Here is a 19,764-nt window from a genome sequence, read left to right on the forward strand (position 1 = left end):
TCCGGAGGCGCCATGAACCCCGACGTGAGAGCGCTCTTCCCGGGGGCGAGCGAGCAGCCCTACTTCGACATCTCGGCGAACTCGCTCATGGCGGAGCCGGTGCGCGCTGCGATCGAGCGGCACCTGGCCGGGAGAACGTCGGGACGTGGCGACAAGACGGCGATGGTCGCGACCGTCAATCGCGCGCGGTCCTCGTTCGCGTCGCTGATCGGCGCGAGTTCCGATGAGGTCGCGATCACGAAGAACGTCTCCGACGGCCTCAACCTGTTCGGCGCGAGCCTTCCGTGGCGGGAAGGGGACAACGTCGTGTTGTGTCCCGCGCTCGATCACCCGAACAACATCTACCTCTGGTACAGCCTCGTCCGCACGCACGGGATCGAGGTGAGGCCGGTCGCGCCGGAGGATGGCCACATCCCGGTGGGGGCGATGGCCGCGGCGATGGACGAACGCACGCGGCTCGTGACGATCCCCAGCATCACGTTCGCCCCGGGGTTCGTGACCGACATGAAGGCGATCGCGGCGGAGGCCCGGAGGGTCGGTGCGCTGACGCTGGTGGACGCGGCGCAATCGGTCGGCGCCCACCACACGGACGTCGGCGATCTGGGCGTCGACGCGCTTGCCGTCGCGGCGCAGAAGGCCCTCCTCTCCGTGTACGGGTTCGGCTTCCTGTATGTGCGGCGCGAGGTGGCCGAGACGCTGACGCCGGTACACGTGGCTCGCTTCGGGATCGAACTCGACGCGCACGAGACCGCGTACTCGGACGACGAACTCCGCTTCCGGGCGGGCGCCCTCCGTTTCGACGTGGGCAACTACAACTATCTGGGCGCGGCGGCGACCGACGCGGCGCTGGACCTCCTCTCGGCCTGGGGCGTCGAGCGCGTCGAGATGCACGTGTGCGGCATGGCGGCCGACCTGGCGAACGGCCTTCTGGACCTCGGCCTGCCGGTCGTCGGGGGGAGGCCGGGACCCCGCCTGGCGCACATCGTGTCGGTCGGCGAGAGCGGCGGCGGACGCCATTACACGGCCGACGACCCCGCCATGAACTCGCTGTACGACCACCTCTCTGCCGCCGGCATCCGCCTCGCGATCCGCACCGGCATGCTCCGCTTCTCCATCGCCGTCTACAACGACGAGACCGACATCAACCGCGTCGTGGAAGCGGCGCGCGAATGGTGTGCGATGACCGGGTATCTTCCAACGCCCGACAAGGCCCCCGGTACTCTTGGGTGAACCGCCCCGCTCGAGTTCCGCACTACAACTGTCGCCACGTCTCGATCCGGTCTCGTAGCGCCCCGACGAACTCGGAAAGAGTCCCGTGTTGCGTTTCAACGCGCCCGGCAATGCGGGCTATTTCAGGCGGGGTCCGGTCGAGAGCTTGCGCCAAGCTCGACAGGGCGGCCCGCGCGGCCTGTGCCGCAACGCTTTGCTGCACGGTTCCTCCAATCGAACGCTGCAGGTGGTCCATCCGATCAACGAGATCAGATTGTGAGATACCGAGGTGGTTTGCGTAGTCTGCGGGGCGCGACCGGATCGCTTCCCACAACCACTGCTCCGGCATTACTTCGCCAGGCAGAAACAACAGCCGGGCCCTCTGCCCGACCTCGTCGCCGGCCGCTCTCAGCGCACCTTCCAAGTCACGGGCGTCACCATCGAGCACAAAGATGAAATCGGCAAGCTTCTTAAACATGCCAAGCGTTCGGATATGACCTGGAAACTCGTCCTTGCCGGTGTCTCGTCCCACTACAACATCTTCGTGTCGCAAGCCGATTTCGACGTTCAGTCGGTCCAGGATCCCGCGGATTATGCCTTCCGCGATGGCGTCCTCGCACAGGATCGAGAGCTGGTTCCGAGACTGTCCGTACAGCGCCTTTTGGAAGATGTCCCGGTGGAGCGGAGCTCGCCGCACCTCACCCGTTACGTCATCTCGCTGGAAGAAAATGCGCGCTTCGGGCGGTACGCTCTCGATGACGACGGAACTGTGAGAGGCCACCACGATCTGTAGATTCTGCCGCAGGGCGCTGCGCTGCAGTTCGAGCATGACCTGCTGCTGCGTGTACGGGTGGAGTCCCGTGTCGATCTCGTCGATCAGGACGAGGGCATTCCGAAGCTCGGAAATATCCTTCGAGATGCGCAGAATTGTGCGCTCGCCTGATGACATGTGGAACTCCGAGTAGCGCGTATCCTCGGTGTCGTCGAGTTCCGCAAAGAGGAGGTCCCGGGTTGGGCGATCGCTGATCACGGCGAGGCTCCGGTAACGCCACGGAAGAATCCGATGCGCAAAGACTAGGAAGTCGGGGGTCAGCGTCTCGGACTCGACCTGCCCTCTGCCGAGCTGGAGGACGCTGCGGACCTCGGACGGGTTGGTGAGGTTGGCCAGCGTCCGCAGGTATACATCCCGCTCCGGCTGTGCACCACCCTTCCGGCCCATGAAGCTCCGATTCCAGCGCTTCCCCCGACGCCACGCCATTGAGAGGCGCTCACTCCTGTGCAGGTAGTAGAACTCGAGCTCCGTCGGCTGAAGCGTATCCGACGAAACTGCGAACTGTCCGCTGGTGAAATTCGGGAACAGGCTGCTGGGAACGAACTCTCTCGCGCCCCGGCCCGGCGGACGGTAGGCACAGGCGCACGAAAAAAGCACAGTCGATTTTCCGCAGCCGTTGGGGCCGGCGAGTACTGACACCGGGTATGAGAACGGAACTCGGAGATCACGCACGTTGCGGAGTCGCTTGATCCGAACTTCCTCCAGAGTATCACTGCGGTCCGCGCTCCTGGCCCGCAGCGCGTCCCATACTTCACGCAATTCTCGGTCGATCAGAGACACCGTCGCCTCGGCTTGGACGCTGCTTGGTTGATCCTGGTCATCTGCCCTCCGCCTGTTCAGCTTGGAACATGTAGGCTGTTCCGCGCCCTCGGGCTAAGATAAGCCTTCCACGGGCGCCTTGCCCGCGCCGGCCGGGGCGGGATGAGCGGCAAGGATGCTATCTTTGGGACGGTGCCGTGCCGGGGAGGTCGAAAGCCAGTATTGGAGACGGAGTCGTTCCATGCCAAGTTGGGAAACCCGTGCGGCGGTTGAGCGTGACCCGGAACGGGTCAGCGGAGCCTGGGTGTTCGCAGGAACAAGAGTCCCCGTACGCGCCCTCTTCGAGAACCTGAAGGAGGGAGCCTCGATCGAGCAGTTTCTCGATTGGTTCCAGGGTGTTGAGCGGTGGATGGTCGAGCGCGTCCTCGAACATGAACTTGAAGCGCTGGCAGACTCTGCGCATGGATAGCGTTTCCCCCGATTTGCCGAAACTCGATCGACGTGCGTTCATGGCCGCGGCCTCGGCGCTGGGGCTGGGAGCCACGGCGCTTCCGGCGGCCCTCTGGGCGCGCACCGGAGATGGGCAGGAGGCGCTGACCAAGGCCGACATCTCCGCCGCCGCGCGGGTCGCCGGGCTGGAGTTCACGGACGAGGAACTCGATCTCATGGTGGAGGACCTCAACGGGACGCGAGAGAGCTACGACGAGTTGCGCACGGTCGAGATCCCGAACTCCGTCGTCCCCGCGCTCCACTTCGAACCCGCGCTGCCGGGTTTCCGCTATCCGGCGGGGTCCAGCGTCTTCCGCTACACGCGCCCACGGGGGCTCGAGCGACCGGCGGACCTCGACGCGCTCGCGTTCGCGCCCGTCACGGAGTTGGCCGAACTCGTCCGCTCCCGCCAGGTGACGTCGGCCGAACTCACGGAGATGTACCTGGGACGGCTGAAGGCGCACGGGGAGACGCTCGAGTGCGTGATCACGCTCACCGAGGAACTCGCCCTGCGGCAGGCGGCGCGCGCGGACGCGGAAATCGCGCGCGGATACTACCGGGGGCCGCTGCACGGGATCCCGTGGGGGGCGAAGGATCTCCTCGCCGAGGATTCCTACCGCACGACCTGGGGCGCCAAGCCGTACGAGGACCAGCACATCCCCGATGACTCCACCGTGGGCCGGCGGCTCGAGGAGGCGGGCGCGGTGCTGGTGGCGAAGCTCACGCTGGGCGCGCTCGCGCAGGGAGATCGCTGGTACGGCGGGCAGACGAGGAATCCGTGGAACCTGGAGCAGGGGTCCAGCGGGTCGTCCGCGGGCTCTGCTTCGGCGGTGGTCGCGGGGCTCGTCGGGTTCACGATCGGGAGCGAGACGCTGGGTTCGATCGTCTCTCCCTCCACCCGCTGCGGCGCCTCCGGGCTCCGGCCCACCTTCGGGCGCGTGAGCCGGGCGGGGGCGATGGCGCTCTCGTGGTCGATGGACAAGCTGGGGCCGATCTGCCGCAGCGTGGAGGACTGCGCCCTCGTCCTGCAGGCGATCCACGGCGCGGACGGGATCGACCCCACGGCGCGCGATGTGGCGTTCGACTGGGACCCGGACCGGCCGCTCACCGACCTCCGCGTCGCCTGGGTGCCCCCGGCCTTCGAGGCGGAACGGGAGGACGAGGAGTGGAAGGCGTTCGACGAGGCCTCGCTGGAAGTCGTGCGCGGGCTCGGGATCGACCCGGTGCCGCTGGAGCTCCCCGACGACATCCCGTATCGGGCGATGCGGATCATACTCAGCGCCGAGGCGGGGGCCGCCTTCGACGAACTCACCCGGAGCGGCCGGGATGACCTGCTCGTGCGGCAGACGCGCGGCGCGTGGCCCAACACCTTCCGCAAGGCGCGCATGATCCCGGCGGTGGAGTACATCCAGGCGAACCGGCTGCGCACGATCGCCATGCACCGCTTCGAGCGGGCGATGGAGGGGATCGATGTCGTCGTCACGCCGAGCTTCGGGGGGTCGATGCTCCTGCTCACGAACCTGACGGGGCACCCGCAGGTCGTGATCCCCAACGGGTATCGCTCGGAAGATGGAACGCCGACGAGCGTCTCGTTCGTCGGCAAGCTGTTCGGCGACGCGGAAGCGCTGCGGCTCGCCAAGGCGGTGCAGGACGCGACGGAACACCACCTGCGGCGTCCGCCACCGTTCTCGTGAGCGCCGCAGCCGCGGACGGGACCGGGGCCGGAGCCGCGAACGGGGCGGGGAGGATGATCGACCTCCGCAGCGACACGGTGACGCGCCCGACGGAGGCCATGCGGGCGGCGATGGCGGCGGCGCCGGTGGGGGACGACTGCTACGGGGACGACCCGACGGTGCTCGAACTGGAGCGGCGCACCGCGGAGATCCTCGGCAAGGAAGCCGCCATGTACGTGCCGACGGGCACGATGAGCAACCAGCTCGCCCTGCGCGCGCACACGGAGCCGGGCGACACCGTGCTCATCGGCCCCGGAGCGCACATCTGGTTCGGCGAGGGGGGCGCGCCGTCGCCGATCTCCGGGGTCGTCATCCGGCCGCTCGAGGGCGACCGCGGCATGTTCGACGCGGCGACGCTGCGGGCGGCGCTCAACCTCGACATGGGGACCGTGCGCGCGCGCATGCAGTCGCCCGTGCGGCTGGTCTGCGCCGAGAACACGCACAACGGGGCAGGCGGCGCCGTGTGGCCCCTCGACCTCCTGCGCGAGATGCTCGCCGCCGCGCGCGAGGCCGGTCTCGCCACCCACCTCGACGGCGCCCGGCTGTGGAACGCGACCGCGGCCAGCGGCATCCCCGAGGCCGAATTCGCGGTGGGCTTCGACACGGTGAACGTCTGCTTCTCCAAGGCGCTCGGCGCCCCGCTGGGTTCAGCCCTCGCCGGCCCGGCGGACCTCATCGAGCGCGCCCGCCGCTTCAAGCAGCTCTATGGCGGAGGCTTCCGGCAGGCGGGGATCGTCGCCGCCGGCGCCCTGTACGCGCTCGAACACCACCGCGAGCGGCTCACACGGGATCACGCCCGGGCGAGGAGGCTGGCCCGCGGACTCGCCGCGATCCGCGGCCTGGAGGTCGACGTCGAAGGCGTGGAGACGAACATCGTCCGCTTCCGGACGACTGCGGTCGACGCGCCGGAGTTCGCCGGGCGCTGCCGGGAGGCGGGAGTCCTGCTGAACGCCTACAACCGGCGGGATCTGCGGGTCATCCCCCACCTCCACACGACGGACGGCGATGTGGCGGACGCACTGGAGGTCTTCCGCCGGGCCGCCGCCTAACAGCCCTCGCCGAGCTGCCCTCGCCAGCAGCCCTCGCCCTAGCTGCCCTTGCCGAGCGCGACGGCGACTTCGGCCTCGATCGCCTGCGTGATCTCGTCCGACCGATCCGAGCCGAGCAGGACCGCGATCCAGCGGGTGGACTCGTTCGTCCCCAGCACGATGCGGAACATCACCGTGAGCGGCACCGACAGCAGCATCCCCACAGGTCCCAGGACCCAGCCCCAGAAGACGAGCGAAGCGAAGACGACGAGCGTCGACAGGCCCACGCTGTACCCCATGACCTTGGGCTCGATGAGGTTGCCCCAGACGACGTTGACGACGAGGAACCCGGCCGCGGCGGCCACCGCCGTCCCGACCCCCATCGTGAGCCACGCCACCACCACCGCGGGCACGGCCGCGATGAAGGACCCGATGTTGGGGACGTAGTTGAGCAGAAACGCGAGCACTCCCCACAGCAACGGGTAGTTGACGCCCAGCACCGCCATGAGCCCCGCGACGCAGAGGCCGGTTCCGATGCTGACGATGGTCTTCAGCACGACGTAGCGCCGGACCGCGGTCCCGACCTTCTCCCAGTTCTCCCGCGCCTCCGTCGCATCGGCCTCGCCGAAGGCGACCCGAACCTTGGTGGGGAATCCCGAGATCTCGAGCAGCATGAAGACCATCGTGAGGATGATCAGGAACCCGTTGGCGAGGATGAACCCCAGGTTCTCGACGAGCTCCCGGATGAGGCCGAGCATCCAACTCGGCGAGATCGAGATGAGTTCGTCGGCATCGAGCACGGGCGATTGGAGCCCGAACCGCACCATGTAGTCGCTCAGCGTGGCCTCCACCGCCTCGATCTGCTCCGCGAAGAGCCTGTCGAGTTGCGCCTCCGTGCGTCCGAGTTCGACGACGGGGGTCGCGATCAGGCCCCCGGCCACCGTCCCGAGGGCGAGGATGACGAGCACCAGGGCGAGGACCGCGACGGACTTGGGAATCCGGTGGTTCGTCATCCATCGGAGCGGCGTGGAGCACAGGATGGTGAGAAAGAGCGCGAGCACGAAGGAGACGATCAGCGGCGCGGCGGCGCGCATCCCGGCCACGATGATGACGAAGGCCGCCAGGTTCAGGAGGATCCGGTGTACTCGTGTCGCGTCGTCGCGCATGGAACGAGGGTGCGGGCCGGAGCGGATCGGGGCAACCCCGAAGATCGCCGCATCGTCGTTGCAGTGCGCGCCTTTCCGCGGATACTTTCGACCGTTCCCTCGTGACCGCGAAAGAGAGAAGCGCTTGATCGAACCGAAGATCCGTGTGCTCGTGGCCAAGCCCGGGCTCGACGGCCACGACCGGGGTGCGAAGGTGATGGCCGCTGCCCTCCAGGACGCGGGGATGGAGGTCATCTACACGGGACTCCACCAGACGCCGGAGATGATCGCCGCCACCGCGCTCCAGGAGGACGTGGATGTCGTGGCGCTCTCGATCCTGTCGGGGGCGCACATGACGCTCTTCCCGCGCGTGAAGGCGCTCCTCGATGGCCAGGGGATGGACGGGGTGCTCCTCACCGGGGGAGGGATCATCCCCGCCGAAGACGTGGAGGCGCTGACCGACCTCGGCGTCGGCCGCCTCTTCGGTCCGGGAACCTCCACCTCCGAAGCGGTCGCCTACATTCGCGCGTGGTTCGAGGAGAGCGGGCGCGAAGCCTCCGGGGCGACAGGCTAGCCGCGGCCGGTGGGCGATAACGACGACAGCCGGATGGGCGCGCTCGTGGCCGAACTGCGCGAGCTCGAAGCCCGGATCCAGCGCGGCGGCGGGGAGGAGCGCGTGGCTCGGCAGCACGCGCAGGGCAAGCTCACGGCCCGCGAGCGGGTCGACCTCCTCATCGATGATGGCGGCGGCTTCCTCGAGATCGGCCTCCTCATCGCGCACGACCGGTACGACGGCAAGGCGCCGGCCGCCGGCGTGGTGACCGGGGTGGGCGAGGTGTGCGGGCGCGAGGTCGTCGTCGTCGCGAACGACCAGACGGTGAAGGCCGGAAGCTGGTGGCCCGAGACGATCACGAAGATCCTGCGGGCGCAGGAGATCGCGATGCGGTGCCGCGTGCCGATCGTCTATCTCGTGGATTCGGCCGGCGTGAACCTGCCGTATCAGGGCGGGGTCTTCCCGGGGCAGTACGGCGCCAGCCGCATCTTCTACTACAACTCGATCATGCGACACTACCTCGAGGTGCCGCAGATCTCCGCCGTGATGGGCCAGTGCATCGCGGGGGGCGCCTATCTTCCCGCCCTTTCGGACGTGATCGTGATGGTGGAGGGGACGAGCTTCATGGGTCTCGGAGGCCCGCACCTCGTGAAGGGGGCGACGGGGCAGGAGGTCGAAGCCGAGGAACTCGGCGGGGCGCTGATGCACAACCGCGTGAGCGGCGTGGCCCACTACCGCGTGGAGGACGACAACGCGTGCATCGAGAAGGTCCGTTCGCTCGTCGCCGGACTCCCCGCCGGCCTCCGTCCGGGCCCCGCCATCGAAGCCCGGGACGCGGCGCGCCCGGCGGAGGAGGCCTACGCGCTCCTGCCCGGCGACCACCGCCAACCCTTCGACATGGAGGCGGTCCTCGAGACGATCCTCGACGAGGGTCCATTCGAGGAGTTCCAGGCGGACCGCGCGCCGGAGATGCTCACGGGAACGGGGCACATCGATGGCTTTCGGGTGGGGGTGATCGCGAACCGGCGGGGCATGTTCCGGGGCGAGGCCGGCGAACCGCCGAAGTTCGGCGGGATCGTGTACACGGAGAGCGCGGAGAAAGTGGCCTACTTCATGGACCTCTGCGACCGGCACGACGCGCCGCTCGTCTTCGTGCAGGACGTGAGCGGGTTCATGGTCGGACCGAAGGCGGAGCAGTCCGGGATCATCCGGGCGGGCGCGCGCATGGTCGAGTCCATGGCGACGGCCCGCGTGCCGAAGATCGTGCTAACGGTCAACCACGCGAGCGGGGCGGGGTACTATGCGATGGCGGCGCAGGGGTTCGATCCCGACTTCATCTTCACGTGGCCGACGGGGCGGATGGCGGTGATGGAGGGGGAGGCCGCCGTCCAGGCCGCGTTCGGACGCAAGCTCGAGGAGGCGGCGGGGGGAGACCTGGATGAGGAAACGGCCGCCGCGGTCGAACGGACGCGGAAGAATTACGAGGAGCAACTCGATGCGAAATACGCGGCGGCGCGCGGGTTCGTGGACGCGATCCTGACGCCGGAGGACACGCGGGCGGTTCTCTCGCTCGCACTGCGCTGTTCCCTCGGCAACCCGGGCCCCCATCTCGGACCCTTCACCCTCCCGGACAGCCTGTGAACGAACGACCTGGGGCGACGGAAGCCCTCGCGCTCGAAGACGCATCCGCCGCGGTGGGACTCGAGGAGCGGCCGCTCCCGGCCCGCGCCGGGCTCCATGGCGACCGCCGGGTGCGCGTCGCCTCCGGGCAGGGGTTCTGGGGAGACTGGCAGGAGGCGCCCAAGCTGCAGGTGCGGCGCGGCGCGATCGACTACCTGATGCTCGACTACCTGGCCGAGATCACGATGTCGATCATGCAGAAGCAGCGGGACCGGGATCCGGCCGCCGGCTACGCGCGCGACTTCGTGCCCCTGATGGACGATCTCATCCCCGACCTCCTCGAGAAGGAGATCCGCGTGGTCTCGAACGCGGGCGGGGTGAACCCGGAGGGGTGCCGGGCCGAACTCGGATTCGCGTTCGCGGACGCGTCGCTGCCGCGCCGGCCCCGGGTGGCGGTGATCACGGGCGACGACCTGATGGACTCGCTCGACGACCTCCTCGCCGCGGGACACGAACTCCGCCACATGGAGACGGGCGAGCCGCTCTCCGCCGTCCGCGACCGGGTGGCCGCCGCGAACGCGTACCTCGGCGCCGAACCGATCATCGAGGCGTTGCGGCAGGAGGCGGACATCGTCGTGGCCGGGCGCTCGACGGATACCGCGCTCACCTACGCGCCGCTCATGCACGAGTTCTCCTGGCCGGCCGACGACTGGGACCGGCTCGCGCACGGGGTCGTCGCCGGACACATCAACGAATGCGGATGCCAGGCCTCCGGCGGGAACTCGCTCGTCGACTGGCGGGAGATCGACCTCACGCTTCCCGGCTATCCCATCATCGAAGCGGAAGCGGACGGGACCTTCGTGGTGACGAAGCACCCGGACCTCGGCGGGCGGGTGACCTGGGCCACCGTCGCGGAGCAGGTCGTGTACGAACTCGGCGACCCGCGGGAATACATCACGCCCGACGTGATCGCGGACTTCTCGACCATCCGTCTCCGCGACCTGGGGAAGGACAGGGTCCGGGTCGAGGGCGTGGCCGGCCGGGCGCGCACGGACAAACTCAAGGTTTCCATCGCCTACCACGATGGCTTCAAGGCCGTGGGCGACCTTACCTACGCCTGGCCCGACGCGGTGGACAAGGCGCGGCGCGCGGACGAGATCCTCCGGGGTCGCCTGCGGCACCTGGGGCTCGAGTTCGACGAGATCCGAACGGAACTCGTCGGCGCCGGCGCGTGTCACGGGCCGCTGGCCGGCGCCCCCTCCGACGACCTGCCCGAGGTCACGCTGCGGGTCGGCGTCCGCAGTCCGGACCGCCACGCCGTGTCACGCTTCAGCCGGGAGATCGCGCCCCTCATCCTCGCGGGTCCGCCCACCGTCACGGGCTTCGCGGGCGGCCGTCCCCGGGTGCAGGAGGTCGTCGCCTACTGGCCCGCGCTCATCGACCGCGGGATCGTGGAATCCAACGTGAAAGTGGAGACGATGGAACTGTGAGGCTGGAACTGTGAGGCTGGAACCGTGAGAGTGCGCCTGAGAGAGATCGCGTTTGCCCGTTCGGGAGACAAGGGAGACACGGCGAACGTGGGTCTTATCGCTTTTCAACCTTCCATTTATCCGTTTTTGGTGAAGGAAGTTACGGCCGAACGTGTGAAGTATCACTTCAAGGGCATCTGCGAGGGCGAAGTCGAGCGTTTCGAGCTTCCCAACCTGCGGGCGCTCAACTTCCTCCTCCACCGCGCGCTGGGAGGGGGCGGGACCGTATCGCTCATGCTCGATGCCCAGGGGAAGACGTTCGCCACCGCCCTTCTGAGGATGGAGATCGACGTGCCGGACCATCTCCTGAACCGGCCGGCGGACTGAGCCACGGTTCGGGGACTCCGAGGCGACCATGTTCGAATACCTCGAGATCGAGATCGACGAACGGACCGGCGTGAACCGGATCCGTCTCGACCGCGCGGACCGCCGCAATGCGCTGAGCGGGGCGCTCGTCGCGGAAATGAAGGGGGCGCTCGCGCTCGCCGAGGCGGACGCCCGGGTGCGCGCGATCGGGATCGGTGGACGCGGCCCGGACTTCTGTGCGGGCGCCGACCTGGCGGAAGTGCAGGCTTCGGTCGAGGAAGGGGTCATGGCTAGCCTGCGGGAGGCGGAAGCGCTGGGCGAACTCTTCACGCTCCTGAGGAAGCTCTCGAAGCCGGTCGTCGCGATCGTGCACGGCCGCGCGCTGGCCGGCGGGTGCGGCCTCGCGACGGCGTGCGACCTCGTGCTCGCGGCGGAGAGCGCCCGCTTCGGCTACCCGGAGGTGCGGCTCGGCTTCGTGCCCGCCATGGTGACGGCGATCCTGCGCCGGAACCTGGGAGAGAAGCGGGCCTTCGAGTTGATGTCGCTCGGGGACACGATCGATGCCGCGGAGGCGTCGCGGCTGGGCCTCGTGAACCGGATCTACGCGGACGCGGAGTTCGAGGCGGAAAGCTCGCGCTTCCTGGCCGAACTCGCCGGGCGCAGCGCCTCCGCGCTCGCGCTCACGAAGAAGCTGCTATACGGCACGGAGGGGCAGAGCTTCGAGGCCGCGGTCGCGACCGGAGCCCGCGTGAACGCCCTCGCCCGCATGACGGACGACTGCCGGGCGGGGATCGACCGGTTCCTCAACCGCGGCGGAACCCGGGAGAACCGGGAGACAGAGGAGACGGCATGAGCGAGCGGCGCGTGGCTTCGGCGGCGGGGTCGGCCTTCCTGTGGCGGGTCGGGGCGCTCGCCGCCGGCGCGTCGGGCATCGTCCTCCTCACGACGGACGGGGCGCCGCTCACGCTCGCCGTCCTCCTGCTGATCGCGGCGCTCGCCGCGGCGGGCGTCCTTCTCGGGAGCGGCGCGCACGAAGCCGCGCACGAAGCCGAAATCGAGGGCCCGCTCGACCTGAGCGCGCGCCTCGGCCTCGGGCTGCTCGGCGGATTGCTCGGCGCCGCGGTCTCCGCCGCGGCGCGCTCGGTGGTGGCGACGTTCGGCTCCATCGGAGCGCTGAGCATGGGACTGACCTCGGGGTGGACCGGGGCGGAGTTCCTGTCGCACCTCGGAAGCGGCGCGGTCTGGGGCCTCATGCTCGGGGTGCTCTACACCCGCCTGTCCGGGTCGCCGGCCTCTCGCGGCGCGCTGTTCGCCCTGGCGCCCACCCTCTACGTCGTCATCCGACTCGCCGTCGGCGAGCCCGCGCTCGACTTTGCGAGGGGGGAACTCCCTCTGGTGTCTGCGCTCGCGCTCTACGCGGGGCGGGGCGTGTTCGCCGTCTTCTCCATCCTTGCGGTCCACGTGCTGTGGGGGGCGATCGCCGGCGCGACGCTGGGCTGGGGAGAAGCGGGCGACGAGACGCCGGTCGCCCGCCCGATCGACGAGTGAACCGCGATTGGTGGCTGCGGCTGCAGATCGGACTCGGCCTGGCCGGGGGCGCCACCTGGTTCATCGGCGCGCTCACGGAGCAGGACTTCGTGGCCGGCGCGGGCTGCGGCCTCCTCGTGGCCGCCGTCGTTCTCCGCCTGGGACGAACGAAAGCCTGACCCGGCCCCCGCCGGCCCCCCGCCCCGCGGGTGCGGCCGGCGGCGCTCGCGCCGACTGACCGTTGATCTCCCGTTGATCTCCCGTTGATCGGACCGCGCATCGAAGGGTGTGAATACCGACGAAAGCACCCGCGCGCGTCGCGCCGCGGGCACCCTCCAGGACGCGCGTGACCTCCTGAAAGACCGGTTCGGCTACGACGACTTCCGTCCCGCGCAGTCGCGCGTGGTGGAAGCCGTCCTCAGCGGCCGGGACACGCTCGCGGTGCTTCCGACCGGCTTCGGCAAGTCCGTGTGCTTCCAGATCCCGGCGCTGCTGCGTCGGCGGACGACGCTCGTCATCTCGCCGCTCATCTCGCTCATCGAGGATCAGGTCGCCGGCGCCGCGCGCCGGGGCATGCGGGTGCTCGGCTGGACGAGCGCCACCCCGCGGGAGGAGGTGAACGCGGCGCTCGAGCGCGCCCGTCGCGGCGAACTCGACCTCCTGTACCTGGCGCCCGAACGCCTGGAGAACCGCGCGGTCTGCGATCGCCTGCGCGAAGTCGGGGTGGGGGGCATCGCCGTCGATGAGGCGCACTGCGTTTCCCAGTGGGGGCACGACTTCCGCCCGTCGTACCTGCGGATCGGGCGCGCGAGGCGGCGGATGGGGAACCCGCCGCTGACGGCTCTCACCACCACCGCGACGCGGCGGACGCGGCGCGAGATCGAGCGGTTCCTGGGGATGGAAGGAGCGATCCGCATCTTCGTGCCCTCGAACCGCCCGAACCTCCGCTACTCCGTTGAGATGGCCCCCGATGCGCGCGAAGCCTATCGGCGCGTGCGGCGCGAGGTGGCGGCGTGCCGGGGGGCGTCGGCGGTCGTCTATGCGCGCACGCGCGGCCTGAGCGCGCAGCTTGCGATCGCGCTCTCGAGGACGGGGGTGCCCAGCGCGCCCTACCATGCGCGTCTGCCGATCGAGCGACGCCAGGCGACGCAGCGGGCCTTCCTGGACGGGAGCATTCGCGTGGTCTGCGCCACGACCGCGTTCGGCATGGGGATCGACCACCCGCATGTGCGTCTCGTCGCGCATCTCGGCGCCCCGGGGTCGCTGGAGGAGTACGTCCAGGAAGCGGGTCGCGCCGGCCGCGACGGCGAACCGGCGCGCTGCGCGATGGTCGCGATCCGCGAGAATCGCCGCCGCGCCCTTCCGTTCGGCCGGCGCGAGCGCCCCCGGCCGGGCCGCCCGCCGCCCGGCTCCGACCGGGCCGCCGTCGACGCCGAACGGCGCGCCGCGATGGGGGCCTACATCGAGACCGCCGCCTGCCGCCGGGCGGCGATCGCCGCCTACTTCGGCGAACGCGCTCCGGTCTGCGACGGCTGTGACAACTGCGACGGCGCCCGGACCGCGTCCGCGCACCCCGCTGAACGGAGCGTCAGAACGACCACGACACGCCGAAGATGGCGATCACGGGGAGGGAAGCGAGCGGAGCGGGGCGCGTGAGGGGCTGGTCGGACGTGGTCTGATAGAAGAGCGCGTCCCGGCGATCCAGCGCGTTGAGCACTCGCACATAAGGGGCGATCACGACGGACGAGCGGCCGATGCTCGCGACCCAGCGTCGCGAGATCTCCGCGTCGAGCCGGAGGTACGAGTCCTCCGGCGCCCCCGAAAGCACCGGCAGGGGATCGTCACCGCTCGGGGCGTCCGTCTCCCCGGGTCCCGCGGTCACGGACGCGAAGGACAGACCGGCTCCGTACGCGAGCCGGATGCCGAAGTCGAACTCGCGGACGTCCGAGGAGAGTCCGCCGCTCAGGAGTTGCCGGCCCACGACCGGCGTCTCTTCATCCGGATCGTTCGTCCACACGAACGCGATCGAGTAGCCGATCCAGCCCCGGACCGGGCCCTCCTTTGCCTGCAACCACAAGTCCCCGCCCCAGGAGTAGAGTTGATTGGCGTCGGGGAGATCGTCGAAGGACTTCGCGTAGGCCTCGATACCGACATCGACGCCGTTCTCGAGCGAGTCCTCGAATCCGAGTACGAAATGGGAGGCTCCGGCGATACTGGACCCGGGCGTCGACGGCGGGAGCTGGCCGGGATCCAGCGTGGGCAGGATCTCGCCGATGGTGGGTCCGGTGAGGTCTCCGGAGAGGATGGATTCGGGTCCGCGCACCACCTGAAAGAACCTCCCGGCGGAGAGGCGGATGTCCGCCGCGTCCGTGATGTGCCAGGTGACGGTGCCCCGCGGCGCGAACTTCGCGCGGCGGGAGGGCGCGAAATAGCTGGCCCGGACCCCTCCCCTCACTTCGACTTCCGGGGCCAGCTCCCAGATGGCCTCGCCCCACCCGGCCACCACGTCGGCGCGCCGCACGGCGTGGGACACGTCGTGCGCCGTTCTGCCGCCGAGGACCGTCCGCCGGTCCACCACGGTCTCGTAGGAGTCGAAGCCGCCGCCCGCGGCCCAGCGAATTTCGCGGCCTCCCGACTCGAACAGCGCCTCGGTGCGCGTGCGAACGGTTCGGGCGATGACGTCCGCGAAGGAGACCTCGAAGTCCAGTTCCTTGTCGCGCGGCAAGGGCAGACCCGTGCCGAACCGTCCGTGAGCGCCTCTCAGCGTGAACGTGCCGTCGGCCAGCGGGAGGCGGTAGCTCGCGGACCCTGCGAGGTTGCCCCAGTAGGCCGACTCCACCGCCCCGGTGTCCTCGAGCCGTCCGATGTCGAGCAGCACGGACTCGCGGTTCCAGAACCCCGTGGCCGCGAACTTTCCGGGCCCCAGACGATAGTCGAGCCGGCCCAGGAGGTCGCCGTACCCGTACGGCATTGCCGGCTCGTTCGTGATGATGGGATAGCCGAGTCCGTGAAGCGCCCGGCCGCTGAGGAGCACGCGCCCCGCCGGTCCGACCGGGCCCTCCGCCCGCAGCGTGCCGCCCAGGAGGTCGGCCGCGCCGGCGACGCGGAAGTTCTCCGCGTCTCCCTCCCGGATCTTGAGGTCGAGGACGTAGGAGAGTCCCCCGTCGTAGCGGGCCGGCGTCCCGCCGATGTAGAGGGATGCCTCGTCCAGCACGCCGTCCGGAAACGCGTCCAGGAGGCCGCTGAGGTGGAACGGCGCGTAGACCGGCGCGCCGTCGAGCAGCACGAGCTTGAGGTCCGACGCGGCGCCCCGCACGTAGAGCACGCTCGTCGGGTCCGCGGGATCGATGCCCGGCTCGTCCAGCGTCAGACCCGCCTCCGCCACGCCGGGGGACGAATCCAGCGCGCGGAGTTCCGTTTCTCCCTCATCGCGGAACCCGGCGCGGGTGAGGCCGGGAGCGGGCAGCCGCCGTGCGACGATGTGTGCGAACAGGCTCGGCATCGCGACGGGCCGCCGCTCCAGGGCCAGATCGAGCGGGACGCCGTCGCCCGCGGGGACTACGACGCTGGTCGCGAGCGGGTCGCGATCCAGCGCCCGCGCGACGAGAAGGATGGGTCCGGGCGGAAGCCCGTCCGCCCGGTAAAAGCCGTCGTCGTCCGTAATCAGGAACCAGGAAAACGCGGGAAAGCGGATTTCCACCGAAGCGGCCGCGATCGGCGTCTGGGTCTCGGCGCGCAGCACACGGCCGAAGACGGCCCCGACGGCCGGCACGTCTTCCGAGGGAGGGGGGGGCGGGGGATCCTGAGCGAGCACCGGCGGGGTGACGAAACCGGTCGAAGCCGCGCCGAGCAGCAGGACGAATCGCCACCGATGGGAGACGGGCCCCGACCTTCGGTACATGGGCTTCGTCATCCCGGATCCACCCCTCGAGGCTCGCTCAGATCGTCAGGTCGCCGTCGTCCGCTCCTGCGGGCGGGCGCTACCTGCGCTGCTACCCGTCGGTGCCGAGAAAGATCTCCACGGGACTCGCAGCCGCCGAATCCGTGCGCCGCAACTCGCCACCCTCGAGGCGGACGACTTCACGCTCATCGATGACTACAGAACCGATCGCGGCGTCCCGCGGCAAGGTTACGCGGATCTCATCCGCCGCTCCCGCGACTTCGATGACGCCCGGCTCCACATGGAAGCTCGCGTCACGGGCCGCCACGGTGGCCGTCTCCCCGTCGGACAGTTCGACCGTCAACCGCGTGCCTTCGTGCCCGCCGACGACCATGATGCGCACGGCGCCCTCGCGGGGGGCCACCGACACGCGGGAAGGTCCGGCGTCCCCGGCGACCTGGGAGTCGTCCGCGATCCAGGCCGCAACCGCATCGAGGCCGTCGTCGACCCAGCCCTTTACCGGCGATCCCGGCACCGCGTAGGCGCCCGCGGCGACGAGAAGCGTGACCCCCGCGGCCACCGCGACCGAGCGCCGGCTCAGCCTGGCCCAGCGTCGCGCCCTTGCGTTCGCGAGAGGCATCGGCGCCCTGCGCGCGGCCTCCCGCAGCGCCGCCGGCATCTCGATCCGCGATTCCGGCACCGCGAGCAGGTCGAGCGCCGCGGTGGCACGCCGCGTCGCAAAGCGCATTTCGTCGCTGCGCGCCGCGCACTCCGGGCACGACGCCAGGTGCGCCTCGACGGGTCTCCGTTCTGCTGTGGTCAGCTCACCGTCGAGCAGAGCGAGCAGCGCTCCGTCGCCGACATGTAGCTGTTCACGCGTAGACATACTCAATCCTCACTATTTTCAACGCAGATTTCCAGTCGCATCCCGACCGGTCACCCATCGTCCCCCCCTCACCGGCCCCGACCGGTCTCGTCCTCCACAGTCCGCGGATCCAGCGCCTCCGTGAACCGGCGCAGCGCCCGCGCGAGCAGCGTTCCCACCGACCCCGGCGCGACTTCGATCGCCTCGGCGATCTCGGCGTACCGGAATCCTTCCTCTCTCATCAACAGCAACCGACGGTCGCGTTCAGGCATCTCCGCCAGCGCGGCGCGCACCGCCGCGACCCGTTCAGCCCGCAAGACCGATTGGTCCGGCAACTCCACCGGATCGTGCGCGAGATCCGCCTGTCGGTAGCGCTGCGACAGCAACCGCCGCCGTCGCGCGCTCATGCGAGCGTCGTCCCGCACCAGGTTCGTCGCCACCGTAAACAGCCAGCGCCGTACCTCCTCGTCCGGAAGAGGCTGCTCCAACAGCCGAATGAACGCCTCTTGTACGACGTCGTCCGCAAGGTCGGCGTCACCCACCATCCGGTTGACATACCGAAGGAGTGGGGTCCAGTGGCTGTTGTATGCCGCCTCGAAGTCCACGGTACTCCCTTCCACACCGTTGCCGGTACGCGAAGAGCGCCGCGGGCTTGCACCCTTGCCATCCATAGGGTCAACGCCTGCCGGGGCCCGATCGTGACGCGTCCGGGGTCACTCGACGTTTGGGCGGGAGGCCCGCCTCCGGTACGTTAGGCGCGCGGCGTCCCGAAGTCACAGCCCGCCCGCCGCCGGGCCACGCACACGACCTTGTCGCGCGTACTTGTCGCGCATACCTGTCGCGCATGCGAGACAGGCCGCTCGCGGCGCCGACCGCACGCCCGAACCGAGGAGTCAATGGGAGACCCGAGTTTCTACCTGGAAGACCACCATGAGATGATCCGCGACATGGTGCGGGAGTTCGCCGAGGCGGAGATCGCTCCCGTCGCCGCCCGCTACGATGAGTCGGAGGATTTTCCGTGGGACACCGGCGCCCTCATGTCGGAACTGGGGCTGTTCGGAATCCCCTTCGAGGAGGGACTGGGCGGCGCCGGCATGGATCTTCTCGCGGCGTCGATCGCCGTGGAGGAACTCGCCCGCGTGGACGCCAGTCATTCAATCATGGTCGGGGCGCACACGAGTCTGGCCGCGACTCCGATCGGGCGCTGGGGCACGGAGGCGCAGAAGGAACGCTTCCTCCGACCCCTCGCGAGCGGCCGCGTGCTGGGCGGATTCGGGCTCACGGAGCCGGGGTCGGGTTCCGACGCGGGGGGCATGCGGACGATGGCCCGGAAGGTCGGCGACCGCTGGGTCATCAACGGGAGCAAGACGTGGATCACGCACGGCGGCGTGGGCGAAGTGTTCGTCGTCGGCGCCCTCACGTCGCCCGACAAGGGCTCGCGCGGCATCACGGCGTTTATCCTCACCAAGGAGACGTGCGATCTCGAAGATGCCGCGCGCGTGGGGTTCGGCCATTCGGCGGACCTCGATCCGATGCCGGGGTTCAGCGCCGGGCAGAAGCTGCGCAAGCTGGGCTGGAACGCGTCCGACACGCGCGAACTCACGCTGGAGGATGTGGAAGTGCCGGAGGAGAACGTGCTCGGCGAGGTGGACCGGGGCTTCCCCATCTTCCTCGACACCCTCGACGGCGGACGGGTCGGGATCGCCGCCCACGCGATCGGGATTGCGCAGGGCGCCCTCGACCAGACCGTCCGCTACACCGGCGAGCGGAAGCAGTTCAAGAAGAAGATCCACGACTTCCAGGGCGTCCGCTTCATGCTTGCCGAGGCGCAGACGCGCATTCACGCGGCGCGGCTCATGATGCACCAGGCCGCGCGCCTCCGGATGGCGGGGGCGAGGCACAAGAAGGAGGCCGCCATGGCCAAGCTCTTCGCCTCGGAGACGGCGATGGACGTGACGACGATGGCGGTGCAGCTGCACGGCGGGTACGGCTATTCGCGCGAGTATCCCGTCGAACGGATGATGCGCGACGCCAAGATCACGGAGATCGGCGAGGGGACGAGCGAGATCCTGAAGATCGTGATTTCGCGGGAGATGCTGCGCGAAGCGGGCTCCCTCGATTAGTTTGGGGGGAGAAGCTTCAGCCGTGCGTCACGATCTGGACACGATCTGTTAGCGGAAACCGGGCAGTAAGAAGAGATACACGGACCCCCGGGCAGTGGCCGGCGGTTCGCAGCGAAGAATCGAGTCTTACAGGATGCCAGCCCTCTGGTAGCACAATCGGGCGCGG

18 protein-coding genes are annotated in these 19,764 nt (G+C 69.5%); 13 read left to right on the forward strand and 5 right to left on the reverse strand.

Annotated features, from left to right (window positions below):
* Positions 1–12 precede the first annotated feature (12 nt).
* Positions 13–1,230 carry an aminotransferase class V-fold PLP-dependent enzyme gene (locus tag ACOGXI_RS00955; RefSeq protein ID WP_419937037.1) on the forward strand — a complete coding sequence of 406 codons (1,218 nt, stop codon included), beginning with the start codon at positions 13–15 and terminating at the stop codon, positions 1,228–1,230.
* A gap of 22 nt (positions 1,231–1,252) precedes the next feature.
* Here ACOGXI_RS00955 and ACOGXI_RS00960 read toward each other — a convergent pair whose 3' ends face one another.
* Complete coding sequence (locus ACOGXI_RS00960) at positions 1,253–2,821, reverse strand: AAA family ATPase (RefSeq protein WP_419937038.1); 1,569 nt, start codon at positions 2,819–2,821, stop codon at positions 1,253–1,255.
* 220 nt (positions 2,822–3,041) lie between these two features.
* On the opposite strand from ACOGXI_RS00960, the gene ACOGXI_RS00965 reads away from it, so the two are divergent.
* From ACOGXI_RS00965 to ACOGXI_RS00975, 3 genes are read left to right on the forward strand one after another with little or no spacing between them, the layout of a single operon-like run.
* Complete coding sequence (locus tag ACOGXI_RS00965) at positions 3,042–3,269, forward strand: DUF433 domain-containing protein (RefSeq protein WP_419937039.1); 228 nt, start codon at positions 3,042–3,044, stop codon at positions 3,267–3,269.
* A 13-nt stretch (positions 3,270–3,282) separates the two neighbouring features.
* Entirely contained in the window at positions 3,283–4,983 is a 1,701-nt protein-coding gene (locus ACOGXI_RS00970) for an amidase family protein (RefSeq protein WP_419937040.1), read from the forward strand.
* Positions 4,980–6,071 carry a threonine aldolase family protein gene (locus ACOGXI_RS00975; protein ID WP_419937041.1) on the forward strand — a complete coding sequence of 364 codons (1,092 nt, stop codon included), beginning with the start codon at positions 4,980–4,982 and terminating at the stop codon, positions 6,069–6,071. Before ACOGXI_RS00970 ends, ACOGXI_RS00975 begins: the two co-directional genes overlap by 4 nt.
* A 38-nt stretch (positions 6,072–6,109) precedes the next feature.
* Here ACOGXI_RS00975 and ACOGXI_RS00980 read toward each other — a convergent pair whose 3' ends face one another.
* Positions 6,110–7,216: an AI-2E family transporter gene (locus tag ACOGXI_RS00980; RefSeq protein WP_419937042.1), complete on the reverse strand. Its 1,107-nt coding sequence runs from the start codon at positions 7,214–7,216 to the stop codon at positions 6,110–6,112.
* A gap of 127 nt (positions 7,217–7,343) precedes the next feature.
* Between ACOGXI_RS00980 and ACOGXI_RS00985 the strand changes: the two genes are divergently transcribed.
* The 8 genes from ACOGXI_RS00985 (at position 7,344) to ACOGXI_RS01020 (ending at position 14,386) form a co-directional block, all read left to right on the forward strand.
* Positions 7,344–7,769: a cobalamin B12-binding domain-containing protein gene (locus ACOGXI_RS00985; RefSeq protein WP_419940130.1), complete on the forward strand. Its 426-nt coding sequence runs from the start codon at positions 7,344–7,346 to the stop codon at positions 7,767–7,769.
* A gap of 9 nt (positions 7,770–7,778) precedes the next feature.
* On the forward strand, positions 7,779–9,389 hold the full coding sequence (locus ACOGXI_RS00990) for an acyl-CoA carboxylase subunit beta (protein ID WP_419937043.1): 1,611 nt from the start codon (positions 7,779–7,781) through the stop codon (positions 9,387–9,389).
* Positions 9,386–10,858, forward strand: coding sequence for an acyclic terpene utilization AtuA family protein (locus ACOGXI_RS00995; RefSeq protein ID WP_419937044.1), 1,473 nt, complete (start codon positions 9,386–9,388; stop codon positions 10,856–10,858). Before ACOGXI_RS00990 ends, ACOGXI_RS00995 begins: the two co-directional genes overlap by 4 nt.
* Positions 10,859–10,888: 30 nt before the next feature.
* Positions 10,889–11,224 (forward strand): AtuA-related protein, encoded by a 336-nt coding sequence (locus ACOGXI_RS01000; protein WP_419940131.1) that lies wholly within the window; start codon positions 10,889–10,891, stop codon positions 11,222–11,224.
* 28 nt (positions 11,225–11,252) lie between these two features.
* Complete coding sequence (locus tag ACOGXI_RS01005; protein WP_419937045.1) at positions 11,253–12,056, forward strand: enoyl-CoA hydratase/isomerase family protein; 804 nt, start codon at positions 11,253–11,255, stop codon at positions 12,054–12,056.
* Positions 12,053–12,751: a hypothetical protein gene (locus ACOGXI_RS01010; protein ID WP_419937046.1), complete on the forward strand. Its 699-nt coding sequence runs from the start codon at positions 12,053–12,055 to the stop codon at positions 12,749–12,751. Before ACOGXI_RS01005 ends, ACOGXI_RS01010 begins: the two co-directional genes overlap by 4 nt.
* The gene (locus tag ACOGXI_RS01015; protein WP_419937047.1) at positions 12,748–12,909 is read left to right on the forward strand and encodes a hypothetical protein; all 162 of its coding nucleotides are present in this window, start codon (positions 12,748–12,750) and stop codon (positions 12,907–12,909) included. Before ACOGXI_RS01010 ends, ACOGXI_RS01015 begins: the two co-directional genes overlap by 4 nt.
* Before the next feature lie 109 nt (positions 12,910–13,018).
* Complete coding sequence (locus tag ACOGXI_RS01020; RefSeq protein ID WP_419937048.1) at positions 13,019–14,386, forward strand: RecQ family ATP-dependent DNA helicase; 1,368 nt, start codon at positions 13,019–13,021, stop codon at positions 14,384–14,386.
* Here ACOGXI_RS01020 and ACOGXI_RS01025 read toward each other — a convergent pair.
* The 3 genes from ACOGXI_RS01025 to ACOGXI_RS01035 form a co-directional block, all read right to left on the reverse strand.
* On the reverse strand, positions 14,319–16,643 hold the full coding sequence (locus ACOGXI_RS01025; protein WP_419937049.1) for a carboxypeptidase regulatory-like domain-containing protein: 2,325 nt from the start codon (positions 16,641–16,643) through the stop codon (positions 14,319–14,321). The genes ACOGXI_RS01020 and ACOGXI_RS01025 overlap by 68 nt on opposite strands.
* Before the next feature lie 79 nt (positions 16,644–16,722).
* Positions 16,723–17,496, reverse strand: coding sequence for an anti-sigma factor family protein (locus tag ACOGXI_RS01030; RefSeq protein WP_419937050.1), 774 nt, complete (start codon positions 17,494–17,496; stop codon positions 16,723–16,725).
* Positions 17,497–17,564: 68 nt separating this feature from the next.
* Entirely contained in the window at positions 17,565–18,095 is a 531-nt protein-coding gene (locus ACOGXI_RS01035) for a sigma-70 family RNA polymerase sigma factor (protein WP_419937051.1), read from the reverse strand.
* A 276-nt stretch (positions 18,096–18,371) separates the two neighbouring features.
* Between ACOGXI_RS01035 and ACOGXI_RS01040 the strand changes: the two genes are divergently transcribed.
* Positions 18,372–19,598: an acyl-CoA dehydrogenase family protein gene (locus ACOGXI_RS01040; RefSeq protein WP_419937052.1), complete on the forward strand. Its 1,227-nt coding sequence runs from the start codon at positions 18,372–18,374 to the stop codon at positions 19,596–19,598.
* Positions 19,599–19,764 lie beyond the last annotated feature (166 nt).

The sequence above is a fragment of the Candidatus Palauibacter sp. genome (assembly GCF_965208055.1).
Classification (GTDB): Bacteria; Gemmatimonadota; Gemmatimonadetes; order Palauibacterales; family Palauibacteraceae; genus Palauibacter.